General features: G+C 72.3%; 20 protein-coding genes and 1 other RNA gene. 14 read left to right on the top strand and 7 right to left on the bottom strand.

Annotated features, from left to right (window positions below; all coding sequences use genetic code 11):
* Positions 1-162 precede the first annotated feature (162 nt).
* On the bottom strand, positions 163-1,449 hold the full coding sequence (locus tag BMX97_RS23190) for an allantoate amidohydrolase (protein WP_210187668.1): 1,287 nt from the start codon (positions 1,447-1,449) through the stop codon (positions 163-165).
* A gap of 209 nt (positions 1,450-1,658) precedes the next feature.
* Between BMX97_RS23190 and BMX97_RS23185 the strand changes: the two genes are divergently transcribed.
* Together BMX97_RS23185 and BMX97_RS23180 are read left to right on the top strand one after the other, a co-directional pair.
* Positions 1,659-2,558, top strand: coding sequence for a LysR family transcriptional regulator (locus BMX97_RS23185; RefSeq protein ID WP_091753628.1), 900 nt, complete (start codon positions 1,659-1,661; stop codon positions 2,556-2,558).
* Positions 2,559-2,668: 110 nt separating this feature from the next.
* Positions 2,669-3,784, top strand: a complete 1,116-nt coding sequence (locus tag BMX97_RS23180; protein WP_091753591.1) for a D-alanine--D-alanine ligase family protein — start codon at positions 2,669-2,671, stop codon at positions 3,782-3,784.
* Positions 3,785-4,557: 773 nt separating this feature from the next.
* Here BMX97_RS23180 and BMX97_RS23175 read toward each other — a convergent pair.
* The gene (locus BMX97_RS23175) at positions 4,558-5,151 is read right to left on the bottom strand and encodes an invasion associated locus B family protein (RefSeq protein WP_091753590.1); all 594 of its coding nucleotides are present in this window, start codon (positions 5,149-5,151) and stop codon (positions 4,558-4,560) included.
* Between the two features lie 174 nt (positions 5,152-5,325).
* On the opposite strand from BMX97_RS23175, the gene BMX97_RS23170 reads away from it, so the two are divergent.
* Complete coding sequence (locus BMX97_RS23170) at positions 5,326-6,384, top strand: phosphotransferase (protein ID WP_091753589.1); 1,059 nt, start codon at positions 5,326-5,328, stop codon at positions 6,382-6,384.
* Positions 6,385-6,426: 42 nt separating this feature from the next.
* On the opposite strand, the gene BMX97_RS23165 is transcribed toward BMX97_RS23170, so the two are convergent.
* Both BMX97_RS23165 and BMX97_RS23160 read right to left on the bottom strand, forming a co-directional pair.
* Complete coding sequence (locus BMX97_RS23165; protein ID WP_060848418.1) at positions 6,427-6,624, bottom strand: hypothetical protein; 198 nt, start codon at positions 6,622-6,624, stop codon at positions 6,427-6,429.
* Between the two features lie 134 nt (positions 6,625-6,758).
* Complete coding sequence (locus BMX97_RS23160) at positions 6,759-7,331, bottom strand: GNAT family N-acetyltransferase (RefSeq protein ID WP_091753588.1); 573 nt, start codon at positions 7,329-7,331, stop codon at positions 6,759-6,761.
* A gap of 212 nt (positions 7,332-7,543) precedes the next feature.
* Between BMX97_RS23160 and zapE the strand changes: the two genes are divergently transcribed.
* The 3 genes from zapE to BMX97_RS23145 all read left to right on the top strand — a co-directional run bounded on the left by zapE (position 7,544) and on the right by BMX97_RS23145 (position 10,643).
* On the top strand, positions 7,544-8,743 hold the full coding sequence (zapE, locus tag BMX97_RS23155; RefSeq protein ID WP_091753587.1) for a cell division protein ZapE: 1,200 nt from the start codon (positions 7,544-7,546) through the stop codon (positions 8,741-8,743).
* An 84-nt stretch (positions 8,744-8,827) separates the two neighbouring features.
* Positions 8,828-9,964, top strand: a complete 1,137-nt coding sequence (locus BMX97_RS23150) for a M20 family metallopeptidase (protein WP_091753586.1) — start codon at positions 8,828-8,830, stop codon at positions 9,962-9,964.
* 91 nt (positions 9,965-10,055) lie between these two features.
* Positions 10,056-10,643: an NUDIX domain-containing protein gene (locus BMX97_RS23145; protein WP_091753585.1), complete on the top strand. Its 588-nt coding sequence runs from the start codon at positions 10,056-10,058 to the stop codon at positions 10,641-10,643.
* An 11-nt stretch (positions 10,644-10,654) separates the two neighbouring features.
* Here BMX97_RS23145 and BMX97_RS23140 read toward each other — a convergent pair whose 3' ends face one another.
* Positions 10,655-11,644: an alpha/beta fold hydrolase gene (locus tag BMX97_RS23140; RefSeq protein WP_091753584.1), complete on the bottom strand. Its 990-nt coding sequence runs from the start codon at positions 11,642-11,644 to the stop codon at positions 10,655-10,657.
* Positions 11,645-11,757: 113 nt separating this feature from the next.
* On the opposite strand from BMX97_RS23140, the gene ffs reads away from it, so the two are divergent.
* The 8 genes from ffs (at position 11,758) to BMX97_RS23100 (ending at position 17,926) form a co-directional block, all read left to right on the top strand.
* Positions 11,758-11,854, top strand: an RNA gene (gene ffs, locus BMX97_RS23135) — signal recognition particle sRNA small type.
* 63 nt (positions 11,855-11,917) lie between these two features.
* Positions 11,918-13,873 (top strand): DNA polymerase III subunit gamma/tau, encoded by a 1,956-nt coding sequence (locus tag BMX97_RS23130; RefSeq protein WP_091753583.1) that lies wholly within the window; start codon positions 11,918-11,920, stop codon positions 13,871-13,873.
* Between the two features lie 67 nt (positions 13,874-13,940).
* A complete protein-coding gene (locus BMX97_RS23125) occupies positions 13,941-14,261 on the top strand; it encodes a YbaB/EbfC family nucleoid-associated protein (RefSeq protein WP_048431602.1) in 321 nt (106 codons plus the stop codon).
* Positions 14,262-14,513: 252 nt separating this feature from the next.
* Positions 14,514-15,119 (top strand): recombination mediator RecR, encoded by a 606-nt coding sequence (recR, locus tag BMX97_RS23120; protein ID WP_091753582.1) that lies wholly within the window; start codon positions 14,514-14,516, stop codon positions 15,117-15,119.
* A 103-nt stretch (positions 15,120-15,222) separates the two neighbouring features.
* Positions 15,223-15,738 (top strand): peptide deformylase, encoded by a 516-nt coding sequence (gene def / locus BMX97_RS23115; RefSeq protein ID WP_048461565.1) that lies wholly within the window; start codon positions 15,223-15,225, stop codon positions 15,736-15,738.
* Between the two features lies 1 nt (position 15,739).
* Positions 15,740-16,672 carry a methionyl-tRNA formyltransferase gene (fmt, locus tag BMX97_RS23110; RefSeq protein ID WP_091753581.1) on the top strand — a complete coding sequence of 311 codons (933 nt, stop codon included), beginning with the start codon at positions 15,740-15,742 and terminating at the stop codon, positions 16,670-16,672.
* Positions 16,672-17,424 (top strand): tRNA pseudouridine(38-40) synthase TruA, encoded by a 753-nt coding sequence (gene truA, locus BMX97_RS23105; protein ID WP_091753580.1) that lies wholly within the window; start codon positions 16,672-16,674, stop codon positions 17,422-17,424. The genes fmt and truA overlap by 1 nt, the downstream gene beginning before the upstream one ends.
* A gap of 76 nt (positions 17,425-17,500) precedes the next feature.
* Entirely contained in the window at positions 17,501-17,926 is a 426-nt protein-coding gene (locus tag BMX97_RS23100; protein ID WP_091753579.1) for a coiled-coil domain-containing protein, read from the top strand.
* A 27-nt stretch (positions 17,927-17,953) separates the two neighbouring features.
* Here BMX97_RS23100 and BMX97_RS23095 read toward each other — a convergent pair whose 3' ends face one another.
* Positions 17,954-18,523, bottom strand: coding sequence for a hypothetical protein (locus BMX97_RS23095; RefSeq protein WP_091753578.1), 570 nt, complete (start codon positions 18,521-18,523; stop codon positions 17,954-17,956).
* 51 nt (positions 18,524-18,574) lie between these two features.
* Positions 18,575-19,777, bottom strand: a complete 1,203-nt coding sequence (gene dapE / locus BMX97_RS23090; protein WP_091753577.1) for a succinyl-diaminopimelate desuccinylase — start codon at positions 19,775-19,777, stop codon at positions 18,575-18,577.
* Positions 19,778-19,948: the final 171 nt, after the last annotated feature.

Genomic DNA, 19,948 nt, shown 5'->3' with positions numbered 1-19,948 from the left:
GATCTCCTGGTTTGGTGGGGAGAGAGGGACGGGGGCGTTCGGGGGACGGGACCCGCCAAGCTAAGCGGATCTCGCCGAATTGGTTACCGGTTCGGCGCCGAAGATCTGCTGCAGCACGAGAACCCGAGCGGGCGAAGCGCTGGCCTGCCGACGCAAGTCCGCTCAGGACCGGGCCAGGGCCTCCGGCCGCAGGTGGCGCAGCACGTCGACGAGCAGGCGCACCGCCGTGTCGACGTCGGCCTCGGCGACCGATTCGGCGGGCGAGTGGCTGAGCCCGCCGGCGCAGCGCACGAACACCATGCCGATCGGGCACAGGCCCGCCAGCGCCAGCCCGTCGTGGCCGGCGCCGCTCGGCAGGCTCAGAGGCCGCAGGCCGAGCCGGGCGATGCCCTCGGCGAGCGCGTCCCGGAAGGCCGGCGCGCAGGCGGCGGCGGGCTCGTCGTAGCTCGATTCCGTGGTGACCGCGACGCCGCGGCGCTCGGAGATCGCCGCGAAGGCGGCGCCGAGCCGCGCCAGCGCGGCGTGGCGTACCGCGTCGCTCGGGCTGCGCAGGTCGAGGCTGAACCGGGTCGTGGCCGGGATGACGTTGACGGCGCCCCGCGGCACCTCGATCCGGCCGACCGTGGCGACGAGGTCCGGGGTGGCCTTCGCCTCGGCCTCGACCGCCAGCACCATCTCGGCCGCCGCCGCGAGCGCGTCGCGGCGCAGGGGCATCGGCACGGTGCCGGCATGGCCCGCCCGGCCCTCGACCGTGACGACGAGGCGGCTCGCGCCCGAGATCGCCGTGACGATCCCGACCGGCAGGTCCGCCGCCTCGAGGACCGGCCCCTGCTCGATATGGACCTCGAGGTAGCCCAGCACCGAGGCCGGGTCGCGGGCGAGCGCCGGCAGCGCGTCGGGATCGCCGCCGAAGTCGCGCAGGGCCTGCGCCAGGGTGATGCCGTCGCCGTCGCGGGCGTCGAGGAAGTCGGGCCGGACGAGGCCGGCGAGCGCCCGCGAGCCTGTGAGGGTCACGGGGAAGCGCACGCCCTCCTCGTCGCCGAAGGCCAGCACCTCGACCGCGAAGGGCAGGTGCTCGCCGGCCTCGTGCAGCGCCCGCACGGCGGCGATGCCGACCACCACCCCGAGGTTGCCGTCGTAGTGGCCGGCATCGCGCACGGTGTCGATGTGCGAGCCGACGAGGAGCGTCGGGGCGCCGGGAGTGGCGGCCTCGTAGCGCCCGACCACCGTGGCGGCGGCATCGAGCCGGACGCTCATGCCCGCCTCCTCCATCCAGGCGGCGACCTGCCGGGCCGCCGCCGCGTGGGCGGGGGTGAGGTAGAGGCGGGTGAGCCCGTCGGGATCGGCGCTCGTGCGGGCAAGCTCGGCGAGGCGGGCCATCACGGCGCCGCTGCAGGTCTCGGAGGTCCCGGGGCTCTCGGAGGCGGCGGGCGGCCGGTCGTGCTGCATGGCGGTGGGCTCCGATCGAGGCCCCCGGGTATGGCCGGTCCGCGGGCCTGTCCAGCCTCGCGCTCCGGCGGGGCCGCGCCGCCAACCCCTGCCCCCGCCCGTGCTGGACGTCCAATATCGCGTTGCGTATGATCCAGTCGTTTCGCGTCTCGATCGGCCGCCGGGCCGTCCGCCGAAGCATCCTCCCCCTTGCTGCCAGAGCGGTCGCCTTGGAGCTACGGCACCTGCGCTACTTCGTGGCGGTCGCCGAATCCTTGAGCTTCACCGCCGCGGCGGAGCGGCTCGGCGTGTCGCAGCCGCCGCTCAGCCAGCAGATCCGCGACCTCGAAGCCGAGCTCGGCACGCCGCTCCTGTGGCGCACCAGCCGCAGCGTCGCCCTCACCCCCGCGGGCACCGCCTTCCTGGCCCGGGCGCGCGGCATCCTGGGCGAGGTCGAGGAGGCCTGCGCCGAGGCCCGCGCCGTCGGGGCCGGGCGCACCGGCACCCTCGATATCGGGCTCACCGGCTCGATCCTGGCCGGCCCGCTCGGGCGGCTGATCCGGCTCTTCGGCGAGCTTTATCCCGGCGTGCTGGTGCGCCTGCACGAGATGCCGCCCGGCGAGCAGCCGGCGGCGCTCCACGCGCGGCGCATCGATCTCGGCTTCCTGCGCCGGCCGCCGGAGGATCCGTCCCTGACGGTGGTGCGGGCCTGGCCCGAGGCGGTCGGCGTCGCCCTGCCGGCGGGGCACCGCCTCGCGGCCCGCGCCGCGATCGCGCTGGCCGACCTGCGCGACGAGCCCTTCGTGTCCCTGCGGCTGCGCGACTCGCGCTTCGCCACCGACCTGTGGGAGGCCTGCCGGGATGCGGGGTTCGAGCCGCGCCTGGTGCAGCAGGTGATCGAATCGGCCTCGCTCGTGAACCTGGTGGCGGCGGGCCTCGGCGTCGCCCTGGTGCCGGAATCGGCCGGCGCCGTGACGCGGCCGGACGTCGCCTACCGGCCCCTCGCCGGTCCGGCCCCGACCGCCGACGTCTGCGCCCTGTACCGGGCCCGGGCCGGGACCGTGACGGAGAACATCCTGGCCCTGATGCGGGACGAGATCGGCCCGCCGGCCGGGGCGGGCGCTTCGTAGGGTTTCTGAAATCTTCGGGTTTCTGAAATCTTCCCCGAGCGATAATCAGGCCCCCGCCCGCGATCCCCCGCGGCGGGCAGGCGTGGTTGCAGGTGACCGAGGGTGTGCGCATGACCGAGAAGACCCGAGTCGCCGTCCTGTACGGCGGCCGATCCGGCGAGCACGAGGTCTCGCTGCGCTCGGCGGCCTCCGTGATCCGCCATCTCGACCGGGACCGGTTCGAGGTGATCCCGGTCAGCATCGACAAGGCCGGGCGCTGGCAGCGCCACGACCTGCGCCGGATCACCCAGACCGGCGACGAATCCCTGGCGATCCCGCCGGAGAGCCCCGAGGTGCGCCTCGCCGCCGCCGCGGACGGGCGCGCCGCCGTGGCGAACCTCGCGGGCGCGCCGGAGCGCGCCGAGATCGACGTGGTGTTCCCGGTCCTGCACGGGCCGCTCTGCGAGGACGGCACGCTCCAGGGCCTGCTCGAGCTGACCGAGACGGCCTATGTCGGCTCGGGCGTGCTGGCCTCGGCGGTCGGCATGGACAAGGACGTCACCAAGCGGCTGGCCGGCCTCGCCGGCATCCCGATCGCCCCCTACCGCGCCTTCACCCGCAGCGCCTACGAGCGCGGGGCGGTCTCCCTCGACGACATCGCGCGCGCCATGACGCTCCCGGTCTTCGTCAAGCCCTGCAACATGGGCTCCAGCGTCGGCATCCATAAGGTGAAGGCCTGGGCCGACCTGCCGGCGGCCCTCGCCGACGCGTTCCGGTACGACGTCAAGGTCCTGGTCGAGCAGGGCATCGATGCCCGCGAGGTCGAGGTGGCGGTGCTCGACGGCGCCCCGCCCTTCGTCAGCGTCGCCAGCGAGCTGAACCCGCAGGCCCACCACGACTTCTACTCCTACGCCGCCAAGTACCTCGACCCCGAGGGCGCCAGCGTCGACCTGCCGGCCAGGATCGGCCCGGAGCAGATGGAGCGGGTCCGCGCGCTGGCGTTGCTGGCCTTCGAGGCCCTCGAATGCAGCGGCATGGCCCGGATCGACTTCTTCCTCGACCGCCAGAGCGGCGAGTTCTACCTCAACGAGGTCAACACCCTGCCGGGCTTCACCTCGATCAGCATGTACCCGAAGATGATGGAGGCCTCCGGCATCCCCTATCCGGACCTGCTGACCCGCCTGATCGACCTGGCGCTGGAGCGCCACCGGACGCGGCGCGGGCTGAAGCGGGAACTCGCCGACTAGAGCATTTTCCGACGAAGTGGAAACCGGTTCGTCGAAGAAAATGCGGCAAAATCAAAAATCTAGAGAGCTTCGCAATTGCAACGCGATCGTGAAGCGCTCTAAGACGCTCATTCGGGCGGGTCCGGCTGGCCCGCCTCGTGGGATGGATGACTTTGGACGTCACATACCAACAGCCTAAAAGCCTGTTTGACTTGTGACGACGCAATCGCAAGAGAATTTTCTATCCTAACCCTCCACCTCATCCTGAGGTGTGAACGCAGTGAGCCTCGAAGGAGGGATCCAGTGATCTCGGAGACTTCTGGAGCCCTCCTTCGAGGCCAGTCGATCGTTGATCGACTAACACCTCAGGATGAGGTTGCTGATGGGATAGAGTATGTCGATCGGTCAAACAGGCGCTGAGACGCCGATGCATTAGAATGTTGACCCATCTCGGATGTTCGAGGCCAAGTCAAGATTTGGCGAGCATTCGAAAACCGAACCCAGGGTCTGTGACATGACGGATTGTGCGGAGCAGGTGCGACGGCTGCCGCGCAAGACCCCTCCCCCTCCGCGGGGTGGCCTGCGGAGCAGGCCGGGAGAGGGGCAGCGCGACGCTGATCCAGAGGGCGCCCGTCAGAACGGTTCAGTCTTTTCCGGAAGCGGGCTCCCCTCTCCCGCCCCGCGCACGCAGAGGGGAGGGGTCACGCTCTCGGCCGTCCCGCCCAGCCTCCCGCGTCCCGTCCCGTGAACAGAACCACCGGGGCCTCAAACGGCCGTCGGTATTGCTTGCGGGATTATTTGCACTCCTCGCGGGTGCGCTTCATCGCCTCGCCGAAGCCGTCGAGGGCGTATTCGTCGATCGAGGCGTTGCCGCGCTGCGAGACCGCCTTGACGACGACCTTCTTGCCCCGGCCCATCTCGGAGACGACCTTGCTCTCGTCGGCGGGGTTCTGGACCCAGGCGTTGCTGCCCTTCACTACCAGCGCGTAGCGGGCCGCGCCGATCGTCAGGCTGGGGTCGGCGGCGCTCGGGCTCGGCACGGCGCCGTTGGCCGCCGCCGTGGTGGCCTGGGCGCTGCCGGGCTTGGGCGCGAAGCCCAGCATCACTGCGACCTCGTTGTTGACTCTCTCGCCCTTGCGGACGGTGACGAAGAGATAGGCCGGATCGCGCTTGAGGCTCTTGGGCAGCCGCACCTGCGGCTGGCTGATGGCGTAGCAGAGGCGCGCCTTGCCTTCGCCGGCGGCGAAGACGTTCCAGTCGCCGAAGGTGCCGATCGGGCTCGCCTGAAGGCTGGCGGGGGCGGCCTCGGCCTTGGGCTTCGGCTTGGCCGCGGCGGGCAGGACGAGGAGGGACAGGCCGGCGGCGGCCAGGAGGAATGCGCGAATCATGCGGGAACTCTAGTCGCGGGCGGTGCGCTTGCCCACCCGATTGCCGGAAAATGCGGCGAAATCAGTGGGCTACACCGCCGCTTCGCCGAATTGCTGCGGTGCAGGAATGACCCCGCCGCGCCGGTGGGGCAAGGTCCCGCCCCGGAAACGCACGCGAGAGGCCGCGAAGGTCGCATGACTGCCCCATCCCCGTCGGACCTGCCCGAGACCATTCCGGTGCGCGAGGCGCACCGCTTCCCGACCGAGGCCCTGGAGGCCTTCCTGCGGGAGCAGGGGCTGGGCGCCCTGCACGAGTTGCGGCAGATGCGCGGCGGGCAGTCGAACCCGACCTTCCTGGTGATGGCAGAGGCCGGCGAGTACGTGCTGAGGAAGCAGCCGCCGGGCAAGCTCCTGCCCTCGGCCCACGCGGTCGACCGGGAGTTCCGGGTGCTGCAGGCCCTGTCGCGCACCGACGTGCCGGTGCCGCAGGCGGTCGCCTTCTGCGCCGACCCGTCCGTCATCGGCACGCCGTTCTACCTGATGGAGCGGCTGCACGGCCGGGTGTTCTGGGACCCGATGCTGCCCGAATTGCCGCGCGAGGAGCGGGCCGGAATCTATCACGGGATGAACGAGGCGCTGGCGCGGCTCCACCTCGTCGATCCGGCGGCGATCGGACTTTCCGATTTCGGGCGCGCCGGCAACTACTTCCAGCGCCAGGTCGAGCGCTGGTCGAAGCAATGGACCGCCTCGAAGACCCGCGAGAACGCCGCGATCGACCGCCTCGCCGAGTGGCTGCCGGCCCACATCCCGGCCGACAGCGACGAGACACGGATCGTCCACGGCGACTTCCGGCTCGACAACATGATCTTCCACAAGACCGAGCCGCGGGTGATCGGCATCATCGACTGGGAGCTCGCCACCCTCGGCCACCCGCTCGCCGACCTCGGCTACAACTGCATCGCCTACAACACCGACCCGACCGCCTACCGGGGCATGCTCGGGCGCGACCTGCCGGCGCTCGGCATCCCGACCCAGGACGAGTACGTGCGCCGCTACTGCGAGCGGACCGGGCGCAAGGACGGCATCACCCCGTTCCACGTCGCCTTCGCGCTGTTTCGCCTGGCGGTGATCCTGGAGGGCGTGCTCGCGCGCTCGAAGGCCGGCAACGCGTCGAGCGACGAGGCGAGCCAGAAGGGCGCGCTCGGCATCGCGCTCGCCGAGCGGGGCTGGGAGCTGGCGCGCAGCCAGGCTTGACGGAGGGCGGCCGCGGGGTCGCGCGCCTACCGCCGGCCGAACTCAGCCGGCGGCGCGCTCGCGCTCGCGCCGCCGCTGCAGGCGGGTGACGCCGTAGATCGTCGCGAGCCGCAGGCGGGCGGAGCGGACCTGCGGCGCGCTGCGCTCGGCCTGGACCGCCGCGATGGTGCGGAGCGCCGCCGCGACGGAGCGTTCGAGCGCGGCGGTCTCGTCGCCGCGGGTGGATCGGACGGGCTGCATCGGGATCTCCCCTCCTGCTGTCTCGGATCCGGTTTGACCCGGACAATCCGGCGCGGGCGGGGCCGGATGGTGGCGGCATCCGGCCTTGATTTCGGATTTCGTTCAGCACGTCCCGGAGCCGCGGCGTGCGGCCGTCAGGCGAGCGGCACCGTCGGCCACGCGGCCGAGACCGCGGCGGCCGCGTCGAACAGGCCCTCGACGCCCTCGCGCCAGAGCGAGAACAGTGTCGGCGGGCTCAGCGCCAGGACGGCATGGACCTCCCGGCCGCCGAGGCGGAACTCGGCACCGAGGTGTCGGGCGAGCGCTCGCATCCGCCGGTTGCCCGGCAGGCAGCGCAGGTGGATCCTCCGCGTGCCGGCGTTGCGGGCGGCCTCGGCCAGGCGCGCGCCGAGGGCGCCGCCGAGGCCGCGGCCGCGATGGCCGGGCGCCACCGCAAAGGCGATCTCGGCCTCCGCGGAGGCGCCCGTCGGCCGCAGCTCGCCGACGCCGCGCAGGATTCCGTCCGCGAAGGCGCCGAAGACCAGGCCCTCGGCGGACACGGCGTGCGAGGCGTAGGCCGCGGCCGCCGCCTCGCTCACCGTGCCCATGAAGCGGTCGAAGCGGGATTCGGGGTCGAGGTCGCGAAACAGCGTGACGACCGCGTCGCGGTCGCTCGACCAGAGGCGCCGGACCAGGGTGCCGGCGGGGATGGTTCGGGTGTCTGGCATTCTCGAGGTGCACTCCGGACAAGGACGGCACGATCTCGAGCGTTTCCCCATCCCGGCCGAAACCGGGCCCGGCCGAAACCGGGATTGTGCAATGCAGCAGATAGGGACGCCGTTCCGGGGCCGCACGGCACGACGGCCGTGCCCCGGGCGCATGCGGCCGCCATGATCTCACCGCATTGCGCGGGCCGGCCCCGCGGGATAAGCCCCATCCCGTGACCCAAAGCCCCGCTTCCGCCGCCGCCGGCCCGGTCGCCGCCCGCTACGACGCCCTGGTGGCATCGGGCGCGATCGAGCGCGATCCCGCCCAGACCGACCTCGTCGCCCGCCTCGACGGGGTGATCCGCGACCTCGCCGCGGTGCCGCCGCCGGCGAGCCCGGGCGTGCTCGGCCGGCTGTTCGGCCGCAAGCCCGAGCCCGTGGCGGGCCCGCGCGGCCTCTACGTCTGGGGCCTCGTCGGCCGCGGCAAGACCATGCTGATGGACCTCTTCCACGAGGAGGCCCCGGCCCCGAAGCGCCGGGTGCATTTCCACGCCTTCATGGGCGACGTGCACGAGCGCATCCACCGCCACCGCCAGGCGGTGAAGCAGGGCACGGCACGGGGCGACGACCCGATCGCGCCGGTGGCCGAGGCCCTGGCGGCGGAGGCGCGGCTCCTCTGCTTCGACGAGTTCACGGTCACCGACATCGCCGACGCGATGATCCTCGGGCGGCTGTTCACGGCGCTGTTTGCCCGCGGCACCGTGATGGTGGCGACCTCGAACGTCGAGCCCGACCGCCTCTACGAGGGCGGCCTCAACCGCGCCCTGTTCCTGCCCTTCATCGACCAGCTCAAGGAGCGGGTCGCGGTCGTGCGGCTCGATTCGCGCACCGATTTCCGCCTGGAGAAGCTCGGCGGCAGCCCGGTCTACCACGTGCCGGCGGACGACGCGGCGGCGGCCGCCCTCACGGGCGCGTTCCGGGCCCTGTCCGGCGAGGCCCAGGGCCGGCCGACGGCGATCCAGGTCAAGGGCCACGACGTGGCGATCCCCGAGGCCGCCGGCGGCGTCGCCCGCTTCACCTTCCCGGATCTCTGCGCCCGTCCGCTCGGTGCGGCCGACTACCTGGCTCTGGCCGAGCGCTTCCACACCGTGATCGTGGACGCCATCCCGGTGATGGACCTGGCGCAGCGCAACGAGGCCAAGCGCTTCATCATCCTGGTCGACGCGCTCTACGACACCCGCACCAAGCTACTCGCCTCCGCCGCCGCCGAGCCGACCGGGCTGTACCTGGCGGATTCCGGCCGCGAGGCGTTCGAGTTCGAGCGCACGGTCTCGCGCCTGATCGAGATGCGCTCGGAGGAATACCTCGCCCTGCCGCACGGACGGCCGGATTCCGAGGCCTCGGGCAGCACGACCGGGCTGGTGGAGACCTGAGACGCGTTTCTTGATTGCGCCGCAATCTGCGCGCCGAAGCGGTGGCGCGTCCGCGCTGTTAGATCATTCCTGCCGAGGCCCCCGATGACCCCCTCCCCGCATCCGACCGACCTATCGCCCGAGCATGCCGTCGCGGCGATCTCGCGCTGGCTGGCGGTGGAGAGCCCGACGGACTCGGTCGAGGGCGTCAACCGGATGATGGACCTCGTCGCCGGGGAGGCCGCCGGCCTCGGGCTCGCCGCCGAGCGGGTGCCGGGCCGTGACGGCTTCGGCGACAACCTGATCCTGCGGGCCGGCCCTCGGACGGGCGAGCCCGGCATCCTGGTCCTGTCCCACCTCGACACCGTGCACCCGGTCGGCACGCTCGCGAACGACCTGCCGGTGCGGGTCGAGGGCGACCGGCTCTACGGCCCGGGCGTCTACGACATGAAGGGCGGCGCCTGGCTGGCGCTCCAGGCCTTCGCGGCGGCGGCGCGTGGCGGCCTCGCGCGGCGCCCGCTCACCTTCCTGTTCAGCAGCGACGAGGAGACCGGCTCGCAATCGACCCGTGGCCTCATCGAGGATCTCGGCCGGACGAGCGCCGCGGTGCTCGTCACCGAGCCCGGCCGCGACGGCGGCAAGGTGGTGACCGGGCGAAAAGGGGTGGGCCGCTTCGACGTCCATGTCGAGGGCCGTCCCTCGCATGCCGGCACCCGCCACGCCGACGGCCGCAACGCCATCCGGGAGGCCGCCCGGCTGATCCTCGAGATCGAGGGGCTGACCGATTACGCCCGCGGCGTCACCACCACGGTCGGGACGATTCTCGGCGGCACCGCCGAGAACGTCGTGCCCCAGCATTGCCGCTTCGCCGTGGACCTGCGGGTCGTCACGGCCGCCGACGGCGAGAATTATGCCGGCCGGATCCTCGGGCTCGCCGCCACGCCGGATTTCCGCGTCACGGTGACCGGCGGCATGAACCGGCCGCCCTACGACGCCGAGGCCGGCGCCGGCCTCTACGCCCACGCCAAGGCGCTCGCCCGCGACGAGCTCGGGCTCGACCTCGGCGCGGTGCCGCTCACCGGCGGCGGCTCGGACGGCAACTTCACCGCGGCGCTCGGCATCCCGACCCTCGACGGCCTCGGCATCGACGGCGACGGCGCGCACACGCTCCAGGAATACGGCTTGATCTCCTCGATCGCGCCGCGCCTGCGGCTGATGCAGCGGCTGCTGGAGACGCTGTGAGCGCGCCCGGGACGGCGATCTTTCGCGCCCTCCCCGCGTTGCCGGCCCGCATCCTGCACGGATGCGGGACCGCCACGGATGACACCCGCGCATGACCGACCGCACCAACCCCTGGGTGACGCTCTCGCGCGAGCGCCGCTACGAGGACCGCTACCTCGGCGTCGACCTCGACCAGCTGCGCCACGAATCCGGCCGCGAGCACCCGCACGTCGCGCTGCGCTTCAAGGTGTTCGGCGTCGCGGTGCTGCCGGTCGACCCCGCGGGGCGGGTCACCCTGATCGGGCAGTACCGCTACGTCCTCGACCGCTTCACCTGGGAGCTGCCGCGCGGCTCGGGCTCGGTCTCCGACGACGCGCTGGCCACGGCCCGCCGCGAGCTGTCGGAGGAAACCGGGGACGAGGCCGGATCCTGGCTCGAACTGCTGCGCCTCGACGCCTCACCGGGCATCTCGAGCGAGCGGGTCCCGGGCTTCGTTGCCTGGAACCTCACGCGCGGCCCCTCGCATCCCGACCCGCAGGAGAGCCTGCGCCTGCGCCGCCTGCCCTTCGCCGCGGCCCTGGACGAGGCCCTGTCGGGCGCGATCACCGACGGGCCGAGCGTGGCCCTGCTCCTGTGCCTCGCCGAGCGGGCCCGGCGGGGCGACCTGCCGGAGGATCTGTCGGCGTTGCTGCGAGGGTAGAGCGGGGAGGCTCAGCGCGCCGCCAGCTCCCGCAGCAGCGCCTCGTGGAACCGGTCCGGCGCCTCGACCTGCGGCGCGTGGCCCAGCCCCTCGAACATCACCAGCCGGGCGCCCGGGATCCGTCCCGCCACCTCCGGCGCGAGCCGGTCGTAGCGCCCGAGGGTGGCGGCGACCTCCGGCGTCGCCCGGTTGGCGCCCGGCGCGGTCCGGTCCTTGGTCCCGGCCATCAGCACCGTCGGCACGCGCAGGCGGTCGAGTTCGTGCACCACCGGCTGGGTGAACACCATGTCGGAGGTCTGGGCCTGGTTGAGGGCCACCCGCTCCGCGCCCGGTCCCGCATAGAGCCCGGCCTGCATGTCGACCCAGCGGTCGTAGGCCGGCTTCCACTGGCCGTCGTAGTAGAACTTGAGCTGGTAGGCCTTGATGCTCGCCGCGCTCGTCCTGCGCTCGGCGGCGTAGGCCGCGTCGATCGTCTGGTAGGGCACGCCCCTGGCCTGCCAGTCATCGAGCCCGAGCGGATCGACCATCACGAGCTGGTCGACCGCCTCGGGGAACATCAGGGCGTAGCGGGCGGCCAGCATCCCGCCCATCGAATGCCCAACGATCGTCGCCTTGGCGATGCCGAGGGAGGCGAGCAGCCCGTGGGTGTTGGTGGCGAGCTGCTGGAAGCTGAACTGGTAGCCCGCGGGCTTCGACGACTTGCAGAAGCCGACTTGGTCGAGGGCGAGCACCCGGTAGCCGGCGCGCGCCAGGACGCCGGCCGTGTCGCCCCAGGTCGCGGCGCAGAAATTCTTGCCGTGGAGCAGCACGATCGTGCCGCCGTTCGGGCGCTCCGGCACGATGTCCATGTAGGCCATCGACAGGTCCTGCCCCTGCGACGCGACGGCGTGGCGCTTCACCGGATAGGGATAGTCGAACCCTTCGAGCTCGGGCCCGTAGGAGGGGGCGGCCGCGGCGGCGGTCGCGGACAGGAGGCAGAGGGCGAGGAGCGAAAGGCGCATGCGGCGGAGACTCCGGTGACGGTGAGGCTCTTACAACGCGCCGCCCCGGGAGAGTCATGCACCGGGTCCGACCCGCGCTTGCGTTTCCGGCGACGTCCCGCCATATAGGCCTCGGGAGGTTGGCGAGGGACGTTTCACTCGCCAACCGGGTCAGGTCCGGAAGGAAGCAGCCCTAACGAGACCGAGCGGGTTTTCGTCCAGCCTCCCACCCCTCCCCTTTCAGGAGCGCGTGCGCCCCCTCTCCGGGGGCCGCCCTCACGACCCTGCGAGCGCATGGACGAGACCTCCGGCACGCCCTCGATCGACGAGCCGGGTCTCCCCGGGTTCGGCGCCGCGCCGAAGCAGAGCGCCGGCCAGCCGCCGGCCCCCGCCTACCGGGTTCTGGCGCGCAAGTACCGCCCCAAGGATTTCGACGACCTGATCGGCCAGGGCGCCATGGTGCGCACCCTGGCGAACGCCTTCGAGGCCGGCCGCATCCCGCAGGCCTGGATGCTCACCGGCGTGCGCGGGGTCGGCAAGACCACCACCGCCCGGATCCTCGCCCGCGGCCTCAACTACGCGCTCCCCGACGACCCGAATGCCGGGCCGACGATCCGGCTGCCGACGCTCGGCCTGCACTGCGCCGCCATCATGGAATCCCGGCACATCGACGTGCTGGAGATGGACGCCGCCTCGCATACCGGCATCGACGACGTCCGCCAGATCATCGACGGCATCCGCTACTCCCCGGTCTCGGCGCGCTACAAGGTCTACATCGTCGACGAGGTCCACATGCTGTCCGAGAAGGCGTTCAACGCCTTCCTGAAGACGCTGGAGGAGCCGCCGCCGCACGCGAAGTTCGTCTTCGCCACCACCGAGATCCGCAAGGTTCCGGTCACCATCCTGTCGCGCTGCCAGCGCTTCGACCTGCGCCGGGTCGAGGCCGGGGCCCTGATCGCCCACCTGCAAAAAATCTGCGACGCGGAAGGCGTCTCGGCCGAGGCCGAGGCGCTCGCCGCCATCGCCCGGGCCGCCGAGGGCTCGGTGCGCGATTCGCTATCGCTCCTCGACCAGGCGATCGCCCACGGCGCCGGCCACGTCACCGCCGAGACGGTGCGCGACATGCTCGGGCTCGCCGACCGCGCCCGGGTCGTCGACCTGTTCGAGGCGGCGATGCGCGGCGACGTGCCGGCGAGCTTCTCGGAGCTGCGCTCCCAGCACGAATCCGGCGCCGACCCGGCGGTGGTGCTGGCCGACCTCGCCGAGTTCACCCATCTCGTCACCCGCCTCAAGCTGGCGCCCGACTCCGCGCGCTCCGACACCTCGCTCAGCGAGGTCGAGCGGGTGCGCGGCGGCGACTTCGCCGACCGGCTCTCGGTGCGGGCGCTGTCGCGCGCCTGGCAGATCCTGCTCAAGGCCATCCCCGAGGTACAGGCCGCGGCCCGGCCGCTCGCCGCGGCCGAGATGGCGCTGGTGCGCCTGATCTACGCCGCCGACCTGCCGACCCCCGACGAGGCCCTGCGCCAGATCCGCGACGGCGGCAGCCTCGCCCTGCCGGCCCGGGCGCCGAGCCCGGCCCCGTCCGGTGCCTCCGCGACGGCGGGCGCGCCCGTCCGGGCGGCGGCGCCCGTGATGTCGGCGGCCCCCGCACCGGTCACCGCCCTGCGGGCCGCGGGTTCGGCCGCGCCGGCCCTGCGCGCCCTGCCGGAGGTGCGCGCCGAGATGCCGCCCGCGCCCGCCCCGGCCCCGGCGATGCCGCGCCCGACCCTGGTGCCGTCGGCGCCGGAGTCCCGGCCTGCCCCGCAGGTGGCGCCGAAGGCCGAGTCCGGCCCGCGCCTGCGCCGGTTCGAGGACGTGGTGGCGCTCGCCGACGAGCGCCGCGACATCGGCCTCAAGATGGCGCTGGAGCGCGAGGCGCATCTGGTCCGGTTCGAGGACGGCCGGATCGAGCTGCGCCTCGCCGAAGGCGGACGGGCGACGCTGGCCACCGACCTCGCCAACGCGCTCCATGCCTGGACCGGCCGGCGCTGGGTGGTGGCCCTGTCGCAGGAGACCGGCGAGGCGACGCTCGACGCCCGGGCCAAGGCCGCGGTCGCGAGCCGCCACCAGGGCGCGGCGAGCCACCCGCTGGTCCAGGCGGTGCTCAAGAGCTTCCCGGGCGCACAGATCGTCGACGTGCGCGACAAGGCCGCCGACCCGTCGGAGCCCGACGACATCCCGCCGCCGGATTCCGACGACCCGGACCTGTAGCCGGCGGGCCCTCGGCGCCCCACATCCCGTTCGACGAACTTCTCTCTCACACCGCGAGGACGCCGCCATGGACATCATGGGACTGATGAAGCAGGCCCAGGCCATGCAGCAGAAGATGGCCGACCTTCAGTCCGAGCTCGACGGCGTTCAGGTCACGGGCGCGTCGGGCGGCGGCTCCGTCTCGGTGACGATGACCGCGAAGGGCGACGTGAAGGGCCTCACCCTCGATCCCGCGCTGCTGGTGCCGGACGAGAAGGAGATCCTCGAGGATCTGATCGTCGCCGCCCTCAACGACGCCAAGGCCAAGGCGGAGCGGGCCGCCCAGGAGCGGATGCAGGATCTGACCAAGGGCCTGCCGCTGCCACCCGGCATGAAGCTGCCGTTCTAGCCTCCAGCCTCTTGCCGTTCGATCGGAGGGGCACTCCCCCCTCTCCCGTGTGGGAGAGGGGTCGGGGGTGAGGGTGCCGCGGTTCAGTGTGAGTCGCAGAGCGTCGAGCTGCGCAGCTCGACGGTTCAGGGTCATTGCTGAAGCCGAGCCACCCTGCGCGATCTTCGATCGCCCCTACCCCTCTCCCATACGGGAGAGGGGATCCCGCGCCTTTGATTCGATCGTCCGGCGGATACGAAAGTCCCACACCCCATGCCCCAGGCCGTCGCGGGTCCGGAAATCGAGCGGTTGATCCAGCTCCTGGCCCGCATGCCCGGCCTCGGGCCGCGCTCGGCCCGGCGGGCCGCCCTCCAGCTCATCAAGAAGCGCGAGACGCTGCTGGCGCCCCTCGCCGACGCCATGAAGGTCGCCTCCGACCGGATCGTCGTCTGCCACGAATGCGGCAACGTCGACACGCAGGATCCCTGCACGATCTGCCGCGACCAGAGCCGCGACCCCTCGATGCTGGTGGTGGTCGAGGACGTGTCGGACCTCTGGGCCCTGGAGCGCTCGGGCGCCGTGACGGCGCGCTACCACGTACTCGGCGGCGTGCTCTCGGCGCTGGACGGGGTGCGGCCCGAGAACCTGAACCTCGGCCGCCTGGTCGAGCGGGTGAGCGCGCCCGAGATGCGCGAGGTGATCCTGGCGCTCAACGCCACCGTCGACGGTCAGACCACCGCCCATTACGTCACCGAGCTCCTGACCCACCTTCAGATCAAGGTGACGCGGCTCGCCCACGGCGTGCCGGTCGGCGGCGAGCTCGACTACCTCGACGAGGGGACCCTGTCGGCGGCGATCCGGCAGCGCACCGCGTTCTAGCGTCGGCCATCATCGGGTTTGACCCGGCGGACGCGACTCCTTATTTCCCGAGGACTTGCGGGTGCCCCTCGGCGCCCGGTTCCCCGACTTTGCTGGCACCCGAATGAGCATCCGTCCCCTCGTCATCCTGCCGGACGCGCGCCTGCGCGAGATCTCGGCGCCGGTCGGCACGATCACCGGCGACGTGCGGAAGCTCGCCGAGGACATGCTGGAGACGATGTACGACGCCCCCGGCGTCGGGCTGGCCGGTATCCAGATCGGCGAGGCGGTGCGCATCGTCACCATCGACACCTCGAAGGAGAAGGAGGACCGCAAGCCGCTCGTCCTCCTCGATCCCGAGATCGTCTGGACCTCGGAGGAGACCCGCCCCTACGAGGAGGGCTGCCTGTCGATCCCGGACTACTATGCCGAGGTGATCAGGCCCGACCGGGTGCGGGTTCGATTCCGCACCCTCGACGGCGAGACCGTGGAGCAGGAGGCCGACGGGCTGCTGGCCACCTGCCTCCAGCACGAGATCGACCACCTCAACGGCGTGCTGTTCATCGACCACCTGTCGAAGCTCAAGCGCGACCGGGTGATGAAGAAGTTCGCCAAGGCGGCCAAGCGCGAAGCCGCCTGACATGCCGCTCAAGGTCGTGTTCATGGGCACCCCGGATTTCGCGGTGCCGACGCTGGCCGAGATCGTCGGCGGCGGCCACGAGGTCGCGGCGGTCTATACCCGCGCGCCGGCTCCTGCCGGCCGCGGCATGGCCCTGCGGCCCTCGCCGGTCCACGCGCTGGCCGAGAAGTTCGGGCTCCCCGTGCTGACGCCGACGACCTTGCGCACCGAGGAGGCGGCGGAAACGTTTCGCGCCCACGGGGCCGACGTCGCCGTGGTGGTGGCCTACGGCATGATCCTGCCGCCGGCGATCCTCGACGCGCCGGCCCTGGGCTGCCTCAACCTCCACGCCTCCCTGCTGCCGCGCTGGCGCGGCGCCGCGCCGATCCAGCGCGCCGTGATGGCGGGGGACGAGGAGACCGGCGTCGCCGTGATGAAGATGGAGCCGGGCCTCGATACCGGCCCGGTCGGGATGCTGGAGCGGGTGGGCATCACCCCCGACATGACCGCCGGCGAGCTGCACGACCGGCTGATGCCGCTCGGCGCCGACCTGATGGCGCGGGCGCTCGGTGCGCTCGAGCGCGGCAACCTGCAGTTCCGGGCCCAGAGCCCGGAGGGCATCGCCTACGCCCACAAGATCACCAACGAGGAAGCACGGCTCGATCTCTCGCGGCCGGCCAAGGACCTCTACGACCGGATCCGCGGCCTGTCGCCGTTCCCGGGTGCCTACCTGATGGCCGATCTCGGCCGCGGGCCGGAGCGGGTGAAGGTGCTGCGGGCGCGCCGGGCGGAAGGGTCGGGCGAGCCCGGCACGCTGCTCGACGCCGCCGGCACGGTCGCGTGCGGCGAGGGGGCCTTGCGGCTCGTCACGGTCCAGCCGGCCGGCAAGGGTGCGATGCCGTTCGAGGATTTTTCCCGCGGCCGGCAGCTCGCCCCGGGCGCCCGCCTCGCCTGATGCCCCGCTACAAGCTCGTCGTCGAGTATGACGGCACCGCCTTCGCCGGCTGGCAGCGCCAGGCCGCCGACCGCTCGGTGCAGCAGGCGCTGGAGGAGGCCATCGCCCGCTTCGTCGGCGGCCCGGTGCGGGTGCATTGCGCCGGGCGCACCGATGCCGGCGTGCACGCCACGCATCAGGTCGTCCATCTCGACCTCGACAAGCCGTGGCGCACCGACACCGTGCGCGACGCCGCCAACGCCCATCTGCGCCCCGAGCCGGTGGCGGTGATCTCGGCGGAAGAGGTCGGGCCGGACTTCGACGCCCGCCACTCGGCGATCAAGCGCCACTACCGCTACCGCATCCTCAACCGCCGCTCACCCCCGGCGCTCACCCGCGGCTTCGTCTGGCACGTGCCCTGGGCGCTCGACGCCGGCCTGATGCACGAGGCCGCGCAGCTGATGCTCGGCCGGCACGATTTCTCCGCCTTCCGGGCGGCGGAGTGCCAGGCCAACAGCCCGGTGCGCACCCTCGACCGGTTCGACGTGGCGCGGGAGGGCGAGGAGATCGTCGTCGTCACGGCGGCGCGCTCGTTCCTGCACCATCAGGTCCGCGGCATGGTCGGCACCCTGATGCTCGCCGGCGGCGGCCGGCTCACCCCGCAGGGCGTGCGCGACGTGCTCGATTCCCGCGACCGCACCCGCTGCGGGCCGCTGGCGCCCTCGGGTGGGCTGACGCTGATCGGGGTGGATTACCCGGCGGACCTTGCCTGACCCAACGTCATCGAACCGCTTGTCCGGGTCATGCGTTTCTGACATCGTCGGCGATACGAGAGCCGGGCGCCCGACCATGACCGCCGTTGCCTTCGATACCTATGCCCTGGTCCGCCGTCTCAAGGCCTCCGGCCTGTCGGAGGATCAGGCCGAAGCCATCACGGGCGTGCTGAGGGACGGGCGCGAATCGGATCTGGCGTCGCTGGCGACCAAGGTCGATCTACGGGAAAGCGAAGTCGCGCTGCGGTCGGATCTCCGAGAGACCGAGAATCGGCTGAAGACGGATCTTCGGGAGACCAAAGATCGCCTGGATGCGAAGATCTCGGACCTTTCCCACAAGCTCGCGGACCTCTCCCATCGTATGGATCTCGGCCTGGCAGCCGGCCGCGCCGACTTGAAGCTCCTCGAACAACGGATGGTCGTGAAGCTCGGCACGCTGGCCGCCGCCGGGGTCGGTATTCTGATCGCCGCGATCCGATACCTGCCGCCCGCCGGGCATTGAGCGGTCCGCCGCAGGGCCAGGCGGCGATCACACCAGCGCGTGCGCCCCGCCGGCAAAGCCCAGGACGAGCCCGAAGCACGCGAGCGTGACCAGAGCCGCGACCGGCCCCGGCAGGCCGAGGATCACCCGGGCGGCGCGGGCGTGCAGCCACAGCACCACCACCCCGAAGGCGGCGGCGTAGAGCTCCGCGAGGCCCGGCGTGGCGAGGCCGAGGAGCAGCAGGCAGCCCGGCAGGGCCAGCACCGTCAGCCCCGCCGCCAGGCACCAGTTGGTGACGACCACGAAGGGCACGTAGGCCCGGGTCCGGCCCAGCCGGCGCAGGACCGCGATCATCGCCACCGGCACCGCGAGGAACCCCGCGGCGATCCCGGCGACCGCCGCCAGGGTGACGTGGTCGAGCTGAAAGAGCGCGGTGCCGGTCCCGCGCTCCAGGGCGAGCGCCACCGTGACCGCCGGGGCGGTGAGCCAGACCGCCCCGAAGGAGCGCCAGAAGCCGCGCTCGCTCACGTCGAAATGGCGCAGGGCGTCGGGCCGGCGGCCGATCAGCCCGGCGGTGCCGCGCAGCGAGCGGGCCACCTCGTCAGCACTCAGGAACATCGGCGGCCTCCGGGATCGAGGCCGCCAGATTCAACTTTCGTCTAAGACCGGTCAAGCCTGTCGCTGCGTCGCACCATCGGCGGGGAAATAGGCGTCGAGCACCCGCCCGACGATCGCCGCCAGCCGGTCGAGATCGGCAACCGCCACCCGCTCGTCGACCTGGTGCATCGTCCGTCCGACGAGGCCGAACTCGATCACCGGGCAGGCATCCTTGATGAAGCGCGCGTCCGAGGTGCCGCCGGTGGTCGAGAGGGCCGGCCGGCGGCCGGTCTCGGCCTCGATCGCATCCGCCACCTGCTCGACGAAGGCGTCGGGCTGCGTGAGGAAGGCGACGGAGTTGGTCGGGCGGACGTCGAGGCTGTAGCGCACGGCGTTGCCGGCGGCGGCGGCCAGGCGCCGCTCCAGCTCGGCGGCCAGGGTCTCGGGCGTCCAGAGGTCGTTGAAGCGGATGTTGAAGGTCGCCCGCGCCTCGGCCGGAATCACGTTGGTCGCCGGATTGCCGACATCCATCGTGGTGAATTCGAGGTTCGAGGCGTCGAAATGCGCCGTTCCCGCATCGAGCGGCTCGGCGAGCAGCCCCTGCGCCAGGCGCAGGAGGCCGGGAATCGGGTTCTCGGCCCGGTGCGGATAGGCGACGTGGCCCTGGACCCCGTGCACGGTGAGGTTGGCCGTCAGCGAACCGCGCCGGCCGATCTTGATCATCTCGCCGAGCGTGTCCGGGTTGGTCGGCTCGCCCAGCAGACAGTGGGCGAAAAGCTCGCCCCGCGCCCGCGCCCAGTCGAGGAGCTTGACGGTGCCGTTCACCGCCGGCCCCTCCTCGTCGCCGGTGATCAGGAACGCGATGGCGCCGCCGAAATCCGGCCCGCGTCGGCCGAGAAAGGCCAGCACCGCCGCCAGCATGCAGGCGATGCCGCCCTTCATGTCGACCGCGCCGCGGCCGAACAGCTCGCCGCCCTCGATGACGCCCTCGAACGGGCCGTGGCGCCAGGCCGAGGCGTCGCCCGGCGGCACCACGTCGGTGTGGCCGGCAAACAGCAGGCACGGGCCCTCGCCGAGGCGGGCGTAGAGGTTCTCGATGTCGGGCGTGCCCGGCTCCGAGAAGACCGGCCGCTCGACCGTGAACCCGGCCGCGGCCAGGATCTCCGCCAGGTAGGCGAGCGCCCCGCCCTCCTGCGGCGTCACGGAGGGGCAGCGGATCAGCCCCTGGGCCAGGGCGAGGGGAGAATGGGCATCGGTCACGGTCACGGGGCGCATCCGCAGGAAGGCGAGGAGTCGGTCGCCGCGAGCCCTAGAGCAGCGCCCGATCGCTCTGCAACCGGGCGCTGCTCTAGGTTATTGGTTTTGCCGCATTTTCTATCGACGAACCGGTGTCCACTTCGTCGGAAAATGCTCTAGCGCCGAACGCCGCGCGTGAGAACCGCGCAT

Origin of the sequence: Methylobacterium sp. ap11 (genome assembly GCF_900110515.1) — a bacterium.
GTDB classification, from domain to species: Bacteria; Pseudomonadota; Alphaproteobacteria; order Rhizobiales; family Beijerinckiaceae; genus Methylobacterium; species Methylobacterium ajmalii.
This window is presented reverse-complemented; position numbering and strand designations above follow the sequence as displayed.